Origin of the sequence: Peribacillus simplex, assembly GCF_001578185.1 — a bacterium.
In the GTDB taxonomy this organism is placed as follows: domain Bacteria; phylum Bacillota; class Bacilli; order Bacillales; family DSM-1321; genus Peribacillus; species Peribacillus simplex_A.
On sequence record NZ_CP011008.1, the window covers coordinates 206,134 to 225,273 of the forward strand.

17 protein-coding genes and 2 pseudogenes are annotated in these 19,140 nt (G+C 40.4%); 11 read left to right on the forward strand and 8 right to left on the reverse strand.

Features of this window, described 5'->3' with window-relative positions; translation table 11 throughout:
• From UP17_RS01130 to UP17_RS29665, 5 genes and pseudogenes are all read left to right on the forward strand, one after another.
• Window positions 1–804 carry an ABC transporter permease gene (locus UP17_RS01130; RefSeq protein ID WP_061461145.1) on the forward strand — a complete coding sequence of 268 codons (804 nt, stop codon included), beginning with the start codon at window positions 1–3 and terminating at the stop codon, window positions 802–804.
• The gene (locus UP17_RS01135) at window positions 801–1,874 is read left to right on the forward strand and encodes an ABC transporter substrate-binding protein (protein ID WP_061461146.1); all 1,074 of its coding nucleotides are present in this window, start codon (window positions 801–803) and stop codon (window positions 1,872–1,874) included. The genes UP17_RS01130 and UP17_RS01135 overlap by 4 nt, the downstream gene beginning before the upstream one ends.
• A 309-nt stretch (window positions 1,875–2,183) precedes the next feature.
• Complete coding sequence (locus tag UP17_RS01140; protein WP_061461147.1) at window positions 2,184–3,080, forward strand: foldase protein PrsA; 897 nt, start codon at window positions 2,184–2,186, stop codon at window positions 3,078–3,080.
• A 143-nt stretch (window positions 3,081–3,223) separates the two neighbouring features.
• The gene (locus tag UP17_RS01145) at window positions 3,224–3,559 is read left to right on the forward strand and encodes an HTH domain-containing protein (protein ID WP_081108662.1); all 336 of its coding nucleotides are present in this window, start codon (window positions 3,224–3,226) and stop codon (window positions 3,557–3,559) included.
• 318 nt (window positions 3,560–3,877) lie between these two features.
• Window positions 3,878–4,151, forward strand: a pseudogene (locus tag UP17_RS29665) (IS3 family transposase); the annotation flags it as partial.
• 96 nt (window positions 4,152–4,247) lie between these two features.
• Here UP17_RS29665 and UP17_RS01155 read toward each other — a convergent pair.
• A complete protein-coding gene (locus UP17_RS01155) occupies window positions 4,248–4,772 on the reverse strand; it encodes a hypothetical protein (protein WP_061461149.1) in 525 nt (174 codons plus the stop codon).
• A 236-nt stretch (window positions 4,773–5,008) separates the two neighbouring features.
• Between UP17_RS01155 and UP17_RS28155 the strand changes: the two are divergent.
• A pseudogene (locus UP17_RS28155) lies at window positions 5,009–5,180 on the forward strand (hypothetical protein); the annotation flags it as partial.
• Between the two features lie 98 nt (window positions 5,181–5,278).
• Here the strand turns inward: UP17_RS28155 and UP17_RS01160 are convergent.
• The 4 genes from UP17_RS01160 to nagA all read right to left on the reverse strand — a co-directional run bounded on the left by UP17_RS01160 (window position 5,279) and on the right by nagA (window position 8,732).
• Window positions 5,279–6,001, reverse strand: a complete 723-nt coding sequence (locus UP17_RS01160) for an SIS domain-containing protein (RefSeq protein WP_061461150.1) — start codon at window positions 5,999–6,001, stop codon at window positions 5,279–5,281.
• Between the two features lie 80 nt (window positions 6,002–6,081).
• Window positions 6,082–6,804: a GntR family transcriptional regulator gene (locus UP17_RS01165; RefSeq protein ID WP_061461151.1), complete on the reverse strand. Its 723-nt coding sequence runs from the start codon at window positions 6,802–6,804 to the stop codon at window positions 6,082–6,084.
• Between the two features lie 15 nt (window positions 6,805–6,819).
• The gene (nagB, locus tag UP17_RS01170; RefSeq protein WP_061461152.1) at window positions 6,820–7,554 is read right to left on the reverse strand and encodes a glucosamine-6-phosphate deaminase; all 735 of its coding nucleotides are present in this window, start codon (window positions 7,552–7,554) and stop codon (window positions 6,820–6,822) included.
• Window positions 7,554–8,732: an N-acetylglucosamine-6-phosphate deacetylase gene (gene nagA, locus UP17_RS01175; RefSeq protein ID WP_061461153.1), complete on the reverse strand. Its 1,179-nt coding sequence runs from the start codon at window positions 8,730–8,732 to the stop codon at window positions 7,554–7,556. The genes nagB and nagA overlap by 1 nt, the downstream gene beginning before the upstream one ends.
• 303 nt (window positions 8,733–9,035) lie before the next feature.
• Between nagA and nagE the strand changes: the two genes are divergently transcribed.
• Complete coding sequence (gene nagE, locus UP17_RS01180; protein WP_061461154.1) at window positions 9,036–10,946, forward strand: N-acetylglucosamine-specific PTS transporter subunit IIBC; 1,911 nt, start codon at window positions 9,036–9,038, stop codon at window positions 10,944–10,946.
• 232 nt (window positions 10,947–11,178) lie between these two features.
• Here nagE and UP17_RS01185 read toward each other — a convergent pair whose 3' ends face one another.
• Complete coding sequence (locus UP17_RS01185; RefSeq protein WP_061461155.1) at window positions 11,179–12,912, reverse strand: AAA family ATPase; 1,734 nt, start codon at window positions 12,910–12,912, stop codon at window positions 11,179–11,181.
• Window positions 12,913–13,167: 255 nt separating this feature from the next.
• Here UP17_RS01185 and def point away from each other — a divergent pair, with 255 nt between their 5' ends.
• The gene (gene def / locus UP17_RS01190; RefSeq protein ID WP_061461156.1) at window positions 13,168–13,746 is read left to right on the forward strand and encodes a peptide deformylase; all 579 of its coding nucleotides are present in this window, start codon (window positions 13,168–13,170) and stop codon (window positions 13,744–13,746) included.
• A 46-nt stretch (window positions 13,747–13,792) separates the two neighbouring features.
• On the opposite strand, the gene UP17_RS01195 is transcribed toward def, so the two are convergent.
• Window positions 13,793–14,494, reverse strand: a complete 702-nt coding sequence (locus tag UP17_RS01195) for an SGNH/GDSL hydrolase family protein (RefSeq protein ID WP_061461157.1) — start codon at window positions 14,492–14,494, stop codon at window positions 13,793–13,795.
• A 127-nt stretch (window positions 14,495–14,621) separates the two neighbouring features.
• The gene (locus tag UP17_RS01200) at window positions 14,622–16,136 is read right to left on the reverse strand and encodes an MDR family MFS transporter (protein WP_061461158.1); all 1,515 of its coding nucleotides are present in this window, start codon (window positions 16,134–16,136) and stop codon (window positions 14,622–14,624) included.
• A gap of 129 nt (window positions 16,137–16,265) precedes the next feature.
• On the opposite strand from UP17_RS01200, the gene UP17_RS01205 reads away from it, so the two are divergent.
• From UP17_RS01205 to efeB, 3 genes are all read left to right on the forward strand, one after another.
• Entirely contained in the window at window positions 16,266–16,739 is a 474-nt protein-coding gene (locus UP17_RS01205; protein ID WP_061461159.1) for a MarR family transcriptional regulator, read from the forward strand.
• Window positions 16,740–16,898: 159 nt separating this feature from the next.
• Window positions 16,899–17,780 carry an iron uptake system protein EfeO gene (gene efeO / locus UP17_RS01210; RefSeq protein ID WP_289319068.1) on the forward strand — a complete coding sequence of 294 codons (882 nt, stop codon included), beginning with the start codon at window positions 16,899–16,901 and terminating at the stop codon, window positions 17,778–17,780.
• Window positions 17,781–19,067 carry an iron uptake transporter deferrochelatase/peroxidase subunit gene (gene efeB / locus UP17_RS01215; protein WP_061461161.1) on the forward strand — a complete coding sequence of 429 codons (1,287 nt, stop codon included), beginning with the start codon at window positions 17,781–17,783 and terminating at the stop codon, window positions 19,065–19,067.
• Window positions 19,068–19,140: the final 73 nt, after the last annotated feature.

Genomic DNA, 19,140 nt, shown 5'->3' on the forward strand with positions numbered 1-19,140 from the left:
TTGGGCAATAAATTATCACCAATATCAAAAGCGTTTCTCGTTTTGATTTTTCTCATACTCTATGCACCGATTTTCTTTTTAGTCTTTTACTCGTTTAACAGCGGTGGAACGATGTATGACTTTAAAGGGTTCACCATGGAGTGGTACAAGGAGCTGTTCCAAGATACAAGGCTGTTGATCATTGTATTGAATACGCTTGTGATCGCTTTATTATCTGCACTGATCGCCACGATCATTGGGGTGATTGGAGCCATTGGAATTCGTTCCTTTACGAGCAGTAAAGCTAGGAATACGGTATTGTCATTGAATAATGTATTGATTGTCAGTCCCGATGTGATTATCGGTGCTTCCTTCCTGATTCTATTCACAATGGCTGGGATCAAGCTTGGATTCTACTCAGTACTGTTGTCGCATATCGCCTTCAGCATCCCGATCGTTGTGCTGCTGGTCCTTCCGAAACTTCAGGAAATGAGCCCTACCTTAATTGATGCGGCCCGGGATTTAGGGGCAAGCCGTTGGGATGTATTGACGAAGGTCATCCTACCATACATCTTACCAGGTATCTTTGCTGGTTTTTTTATGGCTTTGACTTATTCACTTGATGATTTTGCGGTTACGTTCTTTGTGACCGGTAATGGCTTCTCCACTCTATCAGTGGAAATCTATTCATTGGCCCGCCGTGGTATTTCATTGAATATCAATGCACTATCGACACTGCTGTTCGCCTTGACACTATTGTTGGTTGTCGTTTATTACTTTATAACTCAACGTGTAAGGCAAACGGGAATGGGGGGGAAACGATGAAAAGGCTGGTCCAAATGTTTTTAATCATTTCCCTCGTATCCGCCTTACTGCTATATGCGATTTCAAGATTGAACTCATCACAGGGGTTTACGAGCAATAATACGCTTACCATCTATAATTGGGGCGATTACATCGATACGGATCTAATCGACCGTTTTGAAGAAGAAACGGGTATAAAGGTCATTTATGAGACGTTCGATTCAAATGAGGCAATGATGACTAAAATTGAGCAGGGCGGTACGACTTATGATATTGCCATACCGTCTGAGTATATGATTGATAAGATGAGGCAAGAAGACTTATTGGTTCCCCTGGATCATTCCAAGCTACCAAATTTGAAAAATATCGACGAGCGGTTCATCAATCTGCCATTCGATCCGGAGAATAAATATTCCGTACCTTATTTCTGGGGAACAGTTGGAATTGTTTACAACTCCAAGATGCTCGGTGGCAAAGAAATAACGGCTTGGGCGGATTTATGGGATAAAGATTTAAAAAATGAAATACTTTTGACGGATGGGGCTAGAGAAGTGATGGGCATGGGCCTGAACTCTTTGAATTATTCATTGAATGATATAGATGAAGAACACCTTCAAGAGGCAAAGTCCAAGCTTGATGCACTCACTCCAAATATTAAAGCGATCGTTGGAGATGAAAGCCGCATGCTATTGGAAACCCAGGAAGCGGCGATTGGGCTTGTTTGGTCCGGAGTGGCTTCTGAAATCATGGCTGAAAATGAAGATCTCGAATATGTGGTCCCTAAAGAGGGGTCCAATTTATGGTTTGATAATATGGTCATCCCGAAAACAACCAAAAATGCCGATGCGGCTCACCAGTTCATCAACTTCATGCTGGACCCAAAAGTTGCGGCACAGAATGCCGAATATGTAAGCTACTCGACCCCTAATAAAGAAGCACTGAAATATATGCCTGAAGAAGTGGTGAAGGATGAACGTTTCTATCCATCACCAGAACTGACAGAGAAGCTGGAAGTGTACGAAAACCTTGGGAAGAAAAACTTGGCCCATTACAACGAACTCTTCCTTGAGTTTAAGATGCATCGTAAATAATACAAGAAAAGCATGGTGTAAAGGTATCCCCCTTATACCATGCTTTTTTCTGAGTTTTTGACGTATGATCTCCGTTGCTTCGCCACCATTACCTATATATCAAAAGTCAATATAACGGTATAATTTAGAGCTTTGTAATAATGAATTTATAGCAATGTAAAATGTTAGGACCAGAAAATGCTCTAAAATATCAGTAGGGATATAAGTATGTTAGTATAATGATGGGAAATACCACAGGTGGAACTAATATTTTAAGGATTGATTAATATTTCCAAGCTATCATAATAGAAAAATTAAGGGAGAGCATTCATGAACCTATTAAGAAGCACGAAGGCATATGTTTGGGCAGGGAGCACTTTAATCATTGCCGGGATCATGGCATTTGCGATGATTTCGTCTACGGAAAAGAATAAAACAATGGCAAGTATCGATGGCAAGAAAATCAGTAAGGATGAGCTGTATGACGCGCTTGTTGCAGAGTACGGAGCAGATACTTTAGACCTGTTAATTACGAATAAATTGGTTGAATTGGAAGCGGAAAAAGAAGGAATTAAAATTAAAGATGAAGAAATCCAAAAAGAAATAGATACCATGGCTGAGTCCTATGGCGATGAAAAGTCGTTAAAAGAGCAATTGGAAGCAAGCGGTTCGTCCATGGAAGCCTTGAAAAATGATATCGTGGTTTATCTGCAAACGAAAAAACTGATCGAACCGAGAATTACCGTTACAGACGATGAAATCAGTACATATTTTGAAGATAATAAAGATACATTTGCACAAGCTGAACAAGTGGAAGCCAGTCACATTTTAGTCGAAGACGAAAAAACGGCTAAAAAGGTTGAGAAGGAAATTGCAGAGGGCGGTGATTTCGCTAAATTGGCAGCTGAATATTCCACTGATACAGAAACGGCGGATAACGGTGGAAGCTTAGGATACTTTGGGAAAGGGAATATGGTGGATGAGTTTGAAGATGTTGCCTTTGATCTTGATATAGGCAAAGTCAGTGATCCAATCAAATCCGATTATGGTTATCACATCATAAAAGTAACCGGTAAAAAGGAAGCAAAAGAAGCTAATTTAGAAGACAGTAAAGAGGAAATCAAGGAAACGCTTCTTTCTGAAAGATTACAAGAGGAATATCCAGCTTGGTTAGCTGAAGTGAAAAAAGATCATGAGATTACGAATAAAATAGAGGGTTCTGAATAAGGTTATCAAGTGAAATGATATATGGAACAACAAAAAGCTGGGGCGTAATAAAATGTACCCTATAGAATAGACACTTTGAAAAAAGTCTATCCTGTAGGGTACTTTTGTTTATGATAAGAAAAAACACGTCGGAGTGAACTAAGATGACCAAACGATTATTTACGGAGAAAGAACAAACACAACTAAAATGTAATCCTCATGTTCAAGCTGTTAGTGACAAGGCCATCACGTACACCGATGAATTTAAACGCCTATTTATTACTGAAAATGAGAAAGGAAAAATACCAAGAACTATTTTTGAAGAAGCAGGTTTAGATATTGAACTAATCGGTTTAAAACGTATACAATCTGCAGGAAAAAGCTGGAGTGCAGCTCATCGTGAAAATGGAGAAGAAAGTCTACAAGATGCAAGAAAAAACAAATTCAGGACGTCCCCAAGAGCGAGAATTAAGTTTAGAAGAAAAATTCGCACGACTTGAAGCACAAAATCGATTCTTACAGGCGGAGAATGAACTTTTAAAAACGCTTGATCTACTCGAAAGGCAGATGTTGAAAAAGAAATCAAACTTGTAGCGGAACAAAAATTTGAATTGGTTCATCAGACAATTGAAAAATATCAATTAAAGCGCCTTGTACGCTATCATTGTGAAATCATCAGCGTGTCTCGCTCTGGTTACTATAATTATTTCACAGAGAAGTCAGCACAAAAGCGTGCAGCACGTGATGCGGCAGATGAAGAAGTAAAAGATATAATTTTAAAGGCCTATCATTTTCGTCGAAGAAAAAAAGGTGCGCGTCAAATTAAAATGACGTTAGAAAATCAGTATCAAATCACTTACAACTTAAAAGAATTCGTCGCATTATGAATAAATTTAATAGGATCTGCCCGATCTGAAAAGCAAATCCTTATCGCCGAATGGCAAAAGTGACACACGAACACCGTATTTATCCAAACCTCCTACAGCGTCCATTCAAACAAGGAGTGCAGGCAAAGTATTATTAATGGACATCACTTACTTAACTTACCATCACGGCAAACGTGCTTATTTGTCGACCATTAAAGATGCCGCCTGCAAAATACAGACAGCATCTCCTTCAAGTTGCCTAGCTTTTTTTAAAATGTCCTTTACAAAGGGTCACTTCATAATGCCTCAGCTTTTTTATATATTAGAAGTTCGATGAAATTGATTTTTGATTGGATAATCCTGATTTTGTAACGACGTCATCGCTCTCTTTTTCACTTTTTTTATTATCTGACTTCAATGATTGTGTTGGTGTTTCCTTCAGTTGTTTACCGGCAACGACCACTTTTGAGCTGATGTCCTTTAATTCATTTGTTGCGTCCTTAGCTGTACCAAGGGCGTTAGTGGAGATATCCTTTACTTCGGATACTTTACCCACCACGTCTTCATTGACGGTTTCATATAAGGTTTCAACGTCATTGATTGCCTCTTTAATCGTCTCTGTTGCGCCTTTGACTCCTGATACCATTTGTTCCTTCATTTCGCCGGGATTCTCCTTGACCTGTTCAATCATATTCATGGAGTTGTCTTTTAAAAGGACGGCTGAACGCTTTACTTTATTTCTTGTATTGGAGTCAAGCAAGGTTAACGCACCACCAACAAGTCCTCCAATTAGAATCCCTTTTAACAGTTTGCTATTCGTTTGAGTTTCGATAGTTGTTTGAGTCATTTATATTTCCTCCCTTAGAATAGTAGATTGTTTGCTTACTTTGGTTTTCCCTTATTTACCATAAGTTAAACTAGGAATAATAAACTATTATGGGATTGATATGTTAAATAAAACAGTAGTAAGCTACATATAGTTTAATGATTGAGCTACTTTTTGAGAGGTGCAACGATGACAAATGAAAAATTTTCTGGTTTGATTGATCGGTATATGGAAGTTTTCTTTTATGTCAATAAGATGGGGGAACTTTTGCTGCGATGATGCCGGCTGGGGTTTTATCACTCTTGGAGATTGCCACGTTAATATTGATGGGGCTTGCTTTATACGCGTTTGTCATCTTGCCGTTGTTCAGTAATGGTTGCAACGTTTGGAAACGCGAATTGGTGGCCATTTTTGAAAAAAAAGGATTAAAAGGGACAATAAAATAAAGAAGGCATTCGAATGGATGCCTTCTTTATTATTTCATCATGTGGAACATAAAAGCTGTATGCCTTTTTGGCTATATCTATTCACAATTGGGGGATTCTTGTTTTATATTTCGCGATAATCTTTTGATTGTGTTCATCTGCCCCTTCGATATTACTGCTTAGAAATACGGGAGGGGTCACTCCTGATTCAATAATCGTTTCAATGACTTGTGTGAAAATCATATTGAGAAGGACGGCCCCGATTACGGTCGATCCGGAACCAAAGGATATATTATTTGATTTCAGCAATGTGTCACCTTTGGAAATATGATTGTCTATGACCAAATCAACGACATCGTGGAGATAAAGCTTCTTTTTATGCCGTGAAGGACAACTGTTTGCATACTCCGGTGATGTAAGTCCAATGACAAAGGCGCCCTTTTCTTTTGCGATTATGGCTACATCGATGGGAACGGGATTCACACCAGACGATGAAATGACAATACAGACATCGCCAGGACGGATATCCTCATCAAGCATGAATTTCTCAGATAGGTCATTTTGCCTTTCGAGTTGCGATGACCTAGATGCTCCCTTAAAAAGCATCAAATCTTCAACGAAAATAGGATGAATGGCGGCTAACCCACCTGCCCGGTAGAATACCTCTTCCGTCAAAATATGAGAATGTCCGCTTCCGAATAGATGAATGACTCCATCCGACATCACTGCTTTCGAGATATGTTCCACAGATTCCTTAATTGATTGCTTTTCCTGTTCTCCCACAATTTTGAGTAAAGCCTGAACTTCTTCAAAGTATGAATTCATATATGTGACACCCTCCGATTACCTTTAGCAATTAATAGACTCTAGTGATTGGCCCTTTTGTATATCAAAAATATTCAAGATTATCTGGTTATAGTGATAGTGAACTTATACCTGTCTGCACGATAAGCCGATTTAACATATTCAAGAGGGGTTCCATCTATTAAAAATGTATTCCTTTGAATGAATAATATGGGTGAGTGCTTTGGGATCGCTAAATGGGTCACTTCCAATTCAGAAGCAATCGCTGATTCCAATGTTTGTGAAGCATAGTCTATTTTAAGTTTAATGTAATTCTCCACATATTGGTAAAGGGAAAGGTTAATGATTTCTTCCGTTAGTCCTTTAATTAAATTAGCAGACATGTACACGGTCTCGAGTGCCATTGGAACATCATCAGCCAAGCGAATGCGTTTTATTTCATAAACGGGAGCATGAAGGGAAATGTGCAATTCACTGGCAATTTTCTTATTAGCCGGAATGATTTCAAAGCTCAGCAGCTTACTGCTTGGATTTAACCCCCTGGCTTTCATATCCTCTGTAAAGCTGGTCAGCCCATTGAGCTGCTGCTCCAACTTCTTATCGGCGACAAAGGTTCCCCTTCCTTTTTGACGGTATAAGTATCCGTCATTCACCAAATTATTTATGGCTTGCCGGACGGTCATCCGGCTAATTCCGAATTGCTCGGCATATTCGCGTTCAGATGGAAGGGCATCGTGCGCTTGGAACTCACCGTTTTCTATTTGTCTTTTTATTTGTTCTTCGATTTGAAAATAAATCGGAAGAGGTGAGTTTTTATCAATCATCGACTTTCGCTCCTTTTAGGGTATTATCACTCCGGATAACGCTTTTTGGTCTGCGATAATTGTAACATTATTATGTTTTTTTAGGATAGATGCAGGGAATTCCTCTGAAATGTCACCGTGTATCAATTTCTTCAAGGTTTCGGCTTTTTCTTCACCAGATATTAACAGCAGAATTTCTTTGCTTTTCATGATTGTTGAAATGCCCATAGTAACGGCATGTGTAGGAACTTCGTCTATGGAATCGAAATAACGTGCATTCGCTTGACGCGTGGATTCTTCAAGTGTCACGACATGTGTACCTGATGTGAAGGAAGTTCCAGGTTCATTAAAACCAATATGGCCATTTTGCCCAATGCCAAGTATCTGAAGATCGATCCCTCCGACGGAATCAATCATTTCATCATACCGTTTACATTCTCCTTTGGTGTCATCTGCTGTGCCATTTGGCAGGTGAGTTCGCTCTTTATTTATATTGATGTGAGTGAATAGGGAGTCATTCATATAATGATGGTAACTGTTTGGATCATTTGGTTTTAAGCCGATATACTCGTCAAGATTAAAAGACGTTACACGTTCATAAGAAGTATGATTGCGCACATGATCTTCAATCAAATTATCGTACATTCCTTTAGGGGTACCGCCTGTTGCAAGGCCCAATTTGATATTAGGATTTCCTTTGACTTTTCCGATCACTATTTCTGCGGCTGTCCGGCTCATTTCCATGTAGTCCTGCACTTGTATGATATTCATTATACATTCTCCTTTTTAAAAGCTAAATTTCCTCTGCAGAACGTCATTTCAACGTCCAAGCGGTCATTCAATATTACAAGATCGGCGTCTTTGCCGACCTGGATGCTTCCTTTTCTGTCAAAAATCCGAAGTTGTTTGGCAGGGTTTTCCGCCGTCATTTTTATAATGTCAGTCATGGAACAATCGGTATATTCCATTGTGTTCTTAATGGCATCGTTCATTTTCAATATACTGCCGGCTAGTGTACCATCTAAAAGCGTTGCTTTCGTTTCGTTAACATACACAGGCTGACCACCTAAATCATAGGTTCCCTTTTCAAGCCATTTGGCACGAAGCGAATCCGTTATCAAGATCATTCGTTCGCTAGTAATTTGGTTATATGCCAGCTTGATCATTTCCGGCCTGCAGTGAATGCCGTCAGCAATAAGTTCAACATATAGCTCGTCTCGAAGATAAGCAGCTCCCAAAACACCAGGTTCACGGTGATGGAGTCCCCGCATCCCATTATAAAGATGTGTAACGTGGGTAGTCCCTGCTTGGATTGCTTTATCGATTTGGTCATATGTTGCATCTGAATGTCCAATGGAAGCGACGACACCAGTTGCCTTTAAGTGAGCGGCAAGATCTAATCCGTTTGGTTGTTCAGGAGCAAGCGTTACAAGCTTGATTTGATTTTCGGCCATTTCCTGCCACCTTTTAAATAGAGTGACATCAGGGTCAACGATATGCTCTTCAGGCTGTGCTCCTTTTCGGACCGGTGAAATGAAAGGACCTTCTAAATGGACTCCAATTATTTCAGCGTGTTCTTGAGATTGACTTTCGATATATTTACCAGCATTAAGTAGTGCTGATTCAATGGCTTCGGTAGTTTGGGTCATTGTAGTGGCCAGAAAGCTGGTGGTTCCTTCTTTGGGAAGAGTCTCTGCCATTGTGGATAATGCTTCATGTGTGGCATCCATTGCATCAAAATTGGATGCTCCATGGATATGAATGTCGATGGCACCGGGAATTACCTGATAATCTGATGAAAGAGTAATTACCTTAACATCATCGTCATGTTTGTATTGGTTTACTGGCCCAACTTCGGCAATTTTTCCATCCACGACCTTAATGTACCCATTTTTGTATGTTTCGTTTTCGCTATGAACTATCAGATCATTAATAATGAATGTTTTCATACATAATCTCCTTTGTGAAAGTAAAACTTAATGAATGAGTTATGAATTGGTCTCTTATATTTTGCCTTCATTTTATCGTTTTTATTAATAGTTGTCTAGACCAGTTAAAGGGTAAATGATGATGTTTTTCTCTTATATTCTAAGAATATAGTATATTTCCAGCAGAATTGGTATAGACATCTATATGTTTTCTGTGCTAGTATAAGCCAAAGAAAAATTATTCTATTGACAAAATGAAAACGCTTTATATGTCTTGTCATTCTGCTGAATCAAAAGATGTTAGGTACAAGGGAGATGAGTTAGATGTTAAATTTTCTACAAAAAATTGGGAAAGCTTTGATGTTGCCAATTGCTGTTTTACCAGCAGCTGCTTTATTGCTTCGGTTAGGGCAACCGGATTTACTTGATATTCCATTTATGGCTGCCTCGGGAAAAGCAATTTTTGATAACCTTGCCATACTGTTCGCTTTAGGTATAGCGATTGGATTATCCAAAGATGGTAGCGGTGCTGCTGCATTAGCTGGTCTTGTTGGTTACTTTGTTTTGACGAATGGTACACAAGCGATTAATAAAGATATCGACATGGCTGTATTAGGAGGTATTATATCGGGTATAGTTGCTGCCTTCCTATATAATAGATATTCTGAAATAAGACTCCCTGAATGGCTTGGATTCTTTTCAGGGAAACGATTTGTTCCGATCATCACATCTCTGGCGATGATTTTACTTGCGGGAATATTCGGTTTTGTATGGCCTCCTATTCAAGATCTAATCAATAACGTTGGAGACTGGATTACAGGTGCAGGAGCTTTAGGTGCTGGCGTATTTGGCGTATTGAATCGCTTATTGCTTCCAGTAGGGTTGCATCACGTCTTGAATAGTATGGTATGGTTCGTATTTGGTGAATACAATGGAGCGACCGGTGATATAAACCGTTTCTTCGCAGGTGATCCAACTGCTGGACCTTTCATGACTGGTTTTTTCCCAATCATGATGTTCGGCCTTCCAGCTGCAGCATTAGCGATGATTGCAGCTGCTAAGAAAGAGAAACGTAAATTGGTGACGGGGATGCTGCTCGGGTTAGCTTTCACTTCGTTCTTAACAGGAATCACTGAACCGATTGAATTTCTGTTCATGTTCATCGCGCCAGTGTTATATGTAATACATGCCCTATTAACCGGGGTCTCTCTTGCACTTGCTGTTATATTGGATATCCATCACGGTTTTGGATTCTCCGCAGGAGCCATTGATTATTTCTTGAACTTTGGCATTGCGCAAAAACCACTATGGTTAATACCGATTGGCTTAGTATACGCTGTCGTTTACTTCGTGATTTTCTATTTTGTCATCAAGATCATGGATTTAAAAACACCTGGTCGTGAAGACGATGAGGAAGATGTGGAAGAAGAAACTATTGTGAAAACAGGGGATAAATATACCGATATGGGATCGCTTTTCATTCAAGATCTTGGCGGTAAAGAAAACATAAAACTAATTGATAACTGTGCAACACGCTTACGTTTAGAAGTTGCCGATACAGGTAATGTGAATGAAGCCGCCTTAAAAAGGCATGGTGCGCGCGGTGTAATGAAATTGAATAAATCAAGTGTGCAAGTTATTGTTGGAACGAATGTTGAATTTGTGGCAAATGCGATGAAACAACTTGTGATGAATGGCGTCGATCCAATCCAAGTGAAAACAGGTCCATCTGCACAAGTGGCAGAGGAAAGAGTGGAAGAAAACCAAGCTTTGGGGGCAAATGACTTTGTCCTTCCAATTGAAGGAACCGTTTTGCCGATAGAGCAGGTTCCCGATCAAGTATTTGCGATGAAAATGATGGGCGATGGCTTTGCTATCGAGCCAGTCAATGGGAAACTAGTATCACCAATCGATGGGGAAGTGCTTAGTATCTTCCCAACAAATCATGCATTGGGATTGATAATGAATAATGGACTGGAAATTCTGATCCATGTTGGCTTAGATACAGTTAAATTAAATGGAGAAGGCTTTACATCTCTTGTGCAAGAAGGTCAAAAGATAACAAAAGGAACACCTCTTTTAGAAATTGATTTAGATTTCATAAAACGGAATGCTCCGTCTACGGTCACTCCTATCATATTCACTAACTTACCAGAAGGAACGGCAGTGAAATTGCAAAAGGCAGGGATCCAGAAACAAAACACACCAGGTATCATCCAGTTGGGAAAACTATAAAATGTTAGGTGCAAACCTTGAAAAAGGGGGCTGTCGACAATGTCGACAGCCCCCTTTTATATGCTGAAATCCACTCATAGGGAGTGGACGGAATTTCATTCTGGTTAATTTCCCGTTCCTCACTTCTTGGCTTTACGGGTCGCTTCCGAATATGATCAAAAAAAAGAGCCTGTTCGATTCAAACAGGCCCCAAACATAGAGTAGGTTTTAAAACACTCAGCAGAAAATAGTGTTAAGCATTCGAGCATACGCTGGTTATTTCTGAAGCATCAACGATACGCTGAACTTCTGATCCATCGAGTGTTTCTTTTTTCAATAACTCATCAACGAGCTCATCATACTGTTGGCGATTCGTATCAATCAACATTTCCGTTTCCTGAATCGCTTTGGTGAATAATTCCTGCATCTTTTGTTCCTTCTCGCTTTTATTGAAGGTGAGGGTAAATCCATCTTGAAGCATTCCGGTATCGACCATTTGTTCAAGTAGATGTTTCGCCTGCTGTACATCTCCGCCTACACCAATGCTGTGTTCCCCTAAATACATTCTTTCCGCCACGCCGCCCGCTAAAATCATTTTGACTTGATCAAGCAATTCGCTTGCTGTAGCTAGATGTAGTTCTTTTGGTATCGGCGCTACATATCCAAGGGCTTCCCCACGCGGAATGATGGTCGCCTTTCGAACAGAACCAGGCTTTGTCAAAGCTGCAATCAGGGCATGTCCACTTTCATGAATGGCCACACGCCGCTTCGTATCCACATCATTCAAAGTACGTGATGTGGCTCCAAGTATCGTACGGTCAATGGCATAATCAAGATCCTGTTTACGAATCATATCCTGTTCATTCCTCAGTGCATGACGTGAGGCAGTATCGAATAGAGCACTTAAGTCAGCACCTGAGAAACCGGATGTACTTTCAGCCAATTCATCCAAGGAGGCAAGGACGTCCGTTGCCAAATGCTTTCCCTTCGAATGGATATCGATGATTTCCTTTCTTCCTTGTGTATCTGGAAGTGGAACTTGGAAGGAGAAATCGATCCTGCCCGGACGTAGAAATGCCTCATCGAGCATATCTTTCCGGTTGGTCGCTGCGATGAATAAAATGCCTTCATTTGGATGGCCTCCATCCAATTGCACAAGCAGTTCAGTTAACGTTTTTTCGCCTTCTTCCCCGCCATGAGCTTTCCTTTTGCCGGCCAACGCATCCACTTCATCGATGAAAATGACAGCTGGCGATTGCTTACGTGCATTTTGGAAAAGACTGCGGACACGGGCTGCTCCGACTCCAACAAACATTTCGTTGAAGGCCGAACCGCTCGTAGAGAAGAAGTTTGAACCAAGCTCTTTTGCGATTGCCTGGGCAAGCAGCGTTTTCCCCGTCCCAGGGGGGCCGTATAATAAAATGCCTTGAGGCGGCTTAATCCCAATCTTTGCTGAACGTTCAGGTTCTTTTAGTGTAGTGAGCGTCTGTAGGATTTCCTGTTTGATTTCGGTTTGCAAACCGCCTACATCATCCATGGTTATCTCTGGTAGAGGCTTAGGGGTGGAAAGGCTTTGTTTCTTGCTTCCGATCCGTAATCCACCTTTTGATCTTTTCTGTATAATGACACCGGTTGCGACGAGAGCCGCCAACAATCCGCCTAGAATCCATATTGCTGATTTATTAGTTGATGAAAAAGAATATTGAACGTTATATGTTTCGACAAGTTTATTGATCATTTGACTGTTGGGAGGAATACTAGAAACGTATTCTCCATCTGGTGTGGAGATGTGAAGAGTGCCATCCTTTTTTTCTTCAATGGTGACAGGGGCTCCATTTTGAGCTTTTATCGTCTTTTCTACAGAAGAAAAAGGAATGACCATTTCCTTTGACTGTGTAACAACATACCAACTGATTCCAGTAATTATCACAATGAAAGCCGTCAAGAACGGCAGCAACTTCGAAACTAATTTAGAGTTCGAATTCAATTTTTCATCTCCTTTAAGAATATATATTCAGTATAGAATTTTTAAACGTTTAATACATAGGTCTTTGTACCCTAAAGTTGAGGTAAATAATGTTAGAGTATGGAAATGAAATTTAATATTGAAAATTTTAGTAATGGAATCCAGGATTTAGGGATATTTATTCTAACCTGCATATTAGACTTTTTAAATGCGAAATGCTAAAGTGAAATGGTCTAAGTCATGAAAAAATAAAATGGTAGAAGAGTGTGAAGTTCTATGAGTAAATTTATAAAAGACTATATGATTACGATGAAGGATATCGTTAGAGAAGGAGATCCAATTCTGCGTCAGGTAACGGATGAAGTTAGCCTGCCGATTTCGGATGAAGATCGTGAAACGTTGGAATGCATGATGCAATACCTTAAAAATAGCCAGGACCCAAAACTCCAAAAGAAGTATAACTTGCGTGAAGGCGTTGGGTTGTCTGCAAATCAGATAGGCTTGAATAAACGCATGTTCGTCATGTATTTTCCAGACGAAAAGGGGAAGCTGTTTGAATATGCCCTTGTGAATCCGAAAATTATCAGTCATTCTGCCACAATGATCTATTTACCGCAAAGTGAGGGCTGCCTTTCTGTCGATCGTGATATTAAAGGATATGTACCGCGTTATGAACGGGTTAAAATTAAAGCGGTGGATGGTAATGGTGAGGAAATAGAGATGCGGCTGAAGGGCTTTGCTGCAATCGTTTTTCAACATGAGCTAGATCATTTGAACGGGATGATGTTTTATGACCGGATCAATACCGAGAACCCTTTCAAGCTTCCGGAAAACGTGGAAGTGAAAAGTCTATAAAAACAGAAAAAAAGGCAAAGCGCCATGCTTTGCCTTTTTTTCTGTTTTAAGGCCGAGGATTTATTTCTACTGCCATATGCTTTTGCAAATAATAGAATATGGCCATGCTCATTTGTTGATACCCTTCGGAAGTGAGGTGGATGCCATCATCACTAATCAAGAGACCCAAGTCGCCGGAGGATTTAATATGGGAACGGACATCAATCAAAGGCACCCTAAGTTCTTCTGCAAGGTTTTTCAATTGGCGATTATACATCCCATGCCAATGTTCAATACCTCCGACATGGGAAACGAAATGCCCGATCGAATGCCCGAATTTATCAGCTATAGATCTGTAATACCTGGCAGGGTCCAAAGGTGGGAGAGTTAAAAGGAAGGGTGTTACATGCTTGTCCTGAACCTGCTTGACAAGTTGTGTGATATTTTCCAGATAACGTTCGATTGGAACGATGGGCTCATGGTTACCTTCTGGATTCTTGGCTACTTCATCCCAATGGAAGTTACAGTCGTTTCCACCGACCTCTATTAATACGATATCGGGATTTTCCGACATCACGTCTTTCTCGATCCGGCTAACCAACAGGTCGGAGTTGTCATTGAAAACCCCTTTATTCAAAACTTCCACGAATGGCAATGATTCTGTAAGCTTAGCTAAAGAGTTCGGATAATTTTCTTTAATAATGCGAAGCCGTCCCTTAACATAAGAAATGCCTCTGGTTAAACTGTCACCAAAACATACAATCTTCAAACTTCTCACCTCGGTATGTGAATGTGTTACTTATATTTTAGTAGTAGACTGATTTTTCGGCAATTTTCACCTCCTAAATAGAAGGAATGAAAATAAATAAAAAGCGCTGGAAGTCCAGCGCTTTTATTTATTTTAATGATTCCTCATTTGAAGTTGTTTCCACTCTTGTTTTTCCCATAAAGAACACAGTGATTGCTGCAAGACCAATCGGAATGAGGGCCAAGGTGAATATTAGTGAAATCGAATCGGACATCGCATGAACGATTTTATCCAGGACAAAGTCCGGAATCTCAGCACGTGCATCCGATTGGAAGAGTTGACGTGGGTCCTTGATTAATCCTGCTGTATCCGGGCTTTCTTGCATGCCTTTAAATGCATCCGCCATTTTGCTTGTGAACACATTGTTCTGAATCGCTCCATAAATCGTTACACCGAGTGTCATCCCAAAAGAACGGAGGAATGAGTTTGTTGAGTTGGCCGACCCCCGGAATCTTGGTTCCAAATTGTGAATGGAGGCAATAGGCAAAAGGGAGAAGGAAAAGCCCATGCCAAACCCAGTCAGAATCATGTATAAAGTTAATAAAGTCCTGCTGGTATCAGGAGTAATGGTCCCTAATAAAAGCATCCCCGAAAAATAGCAGATGACGGAAATCGTCATTAAGTTGCGAAAGCTTGTCTTTGTATTGAATATCCCGCCAATTGCACTGCCGAATACCGAACCGAGCATCATAGGGGTGAGGATCAATCCGGCATTTGTTGCGGAACCACCGTAAACCGCTTGGACGAAAATCGGGATATAAACGGTTAAAATAATGAATGTACCGCCATAAAGAATGGCTAAAATTTGAGAAGTGGCAAATAATCGCCTTTTAAACAGCCATAATGAGATGATTGGATCCTTTGCCCTTTTTTCGAAAAAGAAAAAAGAAATGAAGAAAACCACAAAGCTAGCAAACAGACATACGATAGGAGTTGAACCCCAGCCATACTCTCCGCCCAGTTCGAGAGCGAACATTAAGCTGATAACGGCAATGACGAGAGTTGCTGCTCCACCCCAATCAATTTTTTGCTCTTGGGTGTTGGCTGACTCCTTGTAATATTTCCAGATAAAAAATAAAGAGATGATTCCAATCGGAACATTGACGTAGAAAATCCAGTGCCAGCTGGAATATTCGGTAATATATGCACCTAAAAGTGGTCCCAATACGCTGGAGGCACCAAATACAGCACCAAAAAGTCCTGTCAATTTTCCTCGTTTCTCAGGTGGAAATATATCGAAAATGATCGTAAAGGCGATTGGCATCAAAGCTCCTCCGCCTATACCTTGGATGGCACGGAAGATACTTAACTGTACTATGCTCTGAGCCATACCGCATAAAGCGGAACCGATTAAAAAGACTATGAGTCCAAAAATGAAAAACCTTTTTCTTCCATACATATCGGAAAGCTTACCGAAAATCGGCATACTTGCCATCGTGGCGACCATATAGGCAGATGTCACCCATACAAACTTATCGAACCCGCCTAAATCGGAAACGATCGTTCCCATTGCAGTCGCAACAATCGTATTATCCATTGCTGACATCAAGATACCCAATAATAAACCGGCAACAATGAATCTTTGTTTTTTTTGATCGTTCATTTATTTTCCTCCTTCGCATCAACCAGCTCATGAATTTCCTTTACATGGTTGAAGGGTAAACGTTAAGATGAAACAAAACATTTATCTTGAAAATCAAGATAAATTCAAGTGTAAAAGGGGTGGCATTTTATGTCAAGCGATTATGGGGTGAATGCAGCTCTGTTAGAGAGTTTAACACACAGTTTGCAAAGGTATGGAATGAGATCCGTTTTATTTCAACAAAACATGGCTCAGAAAATAGGGGTGTCCCATACGGATTTAAAGAGTGCTGAAATATTGAATGAAACAGGACCAATAACTGCTGGGGAACTATCCAAAATTACAGGATTGAGTACGGGCTCGGTTACGGCACTGATCAATCGCCTTGAGAAATCCGGTTATGTTAAAAGAGAACGAGATCATATGGACGGAAGACGGGTAATGATTGCACCGATATCCGAAAGACAGGAACAGATTAAATCACACTATCAATCACTCTCTATGGCCACCAAAGATTTATGCTCCGCTTATAATGAGCAAGAGCTAATATTTATCAATCAATTTGTTGAGGACATCACAAAAATCATGGACAAAGAAAATGACAAGTTAATGAGTGAGCGTTAGAGGTAGCTGAAAGAACACTGCCTTTTTTATTTTTAGCCGCTTTAAGCTTTTTATATACGGAAGGGAAAAGGTAAAGTGGGTGGATTTTTTCGAAGAGAATGAAAAATGTCGCATTTTCATTAAAATATATATTGATAATGATTTTCATTATCTGATAATATGAATCTACAAATCAATTCTAAGGGAGAATACAATATGAAGAAAGCAAAGGCGACATTAGCAGTCTTACTATCAACCAGTCTATTATTTGGCTGTACTCAGAAAAAGGAAGAAACTAAGCCAGCAGATGATAACGCCAAAGAAGCGAGTGCGAGTAAGCTTGATGATGTATCTACCGAGTACAGGGAATATGCAATTGGTGAAATAGAAGAGTTCGTAAACGCAACGGAAGAATTTACTACGGCGGTATCTTCCGGAGATATTGAAAAAGCGAAGGAAGCATACGCACCAGCCCGCATGCATTATGAGAGAGCGGAACCGATCGCAGAAGTATTTGGAGATCTTGATCCGAAAATTGACGCGCGTAAAGGGGACGTCAAAGATGCAGAATGGGGCGGTTACCACCGGATTGAAATGGGGTTATGGGAAGAAAACACAACCAAGGGGTACGAAAAGTATGCAGATCAATTAATGAGTGATGTCAATTTGCTTCGTGCCAAAGTTGAAACGGTTGAGGTCACACCTGATTTGTTAATCACGGGTGCAGTGGATTTATTGAATGAAGTTTCTACCAGTAAAGTTACAGGAGAAGAGGACCGATACTCTCATACGGATTTATATGATTTCGTTGCAAATGTAGAAGGCGCAGAAAAGATCTATGAACTGCTTACGCCAGCGCTGAAAGAAAAGGATCCGAAGCTTGCTGCGGAAATCCAAAAACGTTTTGACGATGTATACGGCTTGCTTGAAAAGCATAAAGAAGGAAATGGCTACATCTCATATACGGATTTAAAGGAATCTGAAGTCAAAGAGTTGAGCCAAGCAATTGATGCATTAGCTGAACCACTTTCGCAAATAGGGATTGTAACGGAGGAATCATAATTGAAAGAAAACACGCCAAAAGATGAAACTGGTATTTTTACAAAAAAAGTAAGTCGTAGAAATATATTGAAAACGGCAGGGGTCGGTGGAATCGGTGTCGCGATAGGGGCATCTGGATTTGGAGGACTGCTGACTCTTTCTGATCAAAAGGCAAAGGGGCAAACTAAAGATATTGTCCCATTTTATGGAGCGCATCAGGCTGGTATCACCACCGAAGCGCAAGATAACCTTTATTTTGCATCATTGGAAGTAACGACAGATAATAGGTCTGAGTTAATCCAGCTGTTTAAGGATTGGACAGAGGCTGCGGCTCAGATGACAGCAGGAGATTTAATTGGTGAAGCATCTCTTAATACAAATATGCCGCCAAAAGATACGGGGGAAGCGAAAGAATTATCACCTTCCAATTTAACGATTACTTTTGGAGTGGGTCCTACCCTATTTTCGAAAGATGGGAAAGATCGATTTGGTTTGAAATCGAAACGACCTGCTGAATTAAAGGACCTGCCCAAATTCCCTTTAGATGCATTAGAAGAAGAATGGAGCGGTGGGGATATTTGTATTCAAGCATGTGCAGATGATCTTCAAGTGGCTTTTCACGCTGTTCGGAATTTAGTGAGAATCGGGAGAGGGAAAACAATCATTCATTGGGCACAGACAGGTTTTCAACGGACTAAGCAAGCCGATTCACAAAAAACGACACCGCGAAACTTATTTGGGTTTAAGGATGGGACTGCCAATCCGGATAAGAATAATAACAGTGAAATGAATGAACATGTTTGGGTAAAGGCTGATGACGGGCCTGACTGGCTTATTGGAGGCAGTTATATGGTAGTGCGCCGAATCCAGATGTACATTGAAGTTTGGGACCGCACAATATTGAAAGAACAAGAAAATACGTTTGGCCGACATCGGGACAGTGGAGCTCCACTAGGAATGAAGAATGAGTTTGATAGCGCTGACCTGGAAGCTAAAGACCCAAATGGAAATCGGATCATTCCCAAAGATTCGCATATGAGTCTATCTAGGGGGGACGGAAAAGCAAAGATACTGCGACGTCCTTATTCATATGCAGATGGAATGGATCCTAAAACAGGAAGCTTCAATGCGGGCCTGCTATTCATTTGTTTTCAACGAAACCCAAGTAAACAATTTATTCCCATACAGGAGCGACTAGCGAAAAATGATAAGCTCAACGAATATATCGTTCACAAGGGCAGTGCCATGTTCGCCTGTTTACCAGGTGTGAAAAAGGGTGGCTATATAGGGGATTCCCTTTTTGGATAAATTGAATTACAAATGAGGACGTGAAAATCGCCAGCATGGATATTATCCGGGTTGGCGATTTTAGTTCATGAAA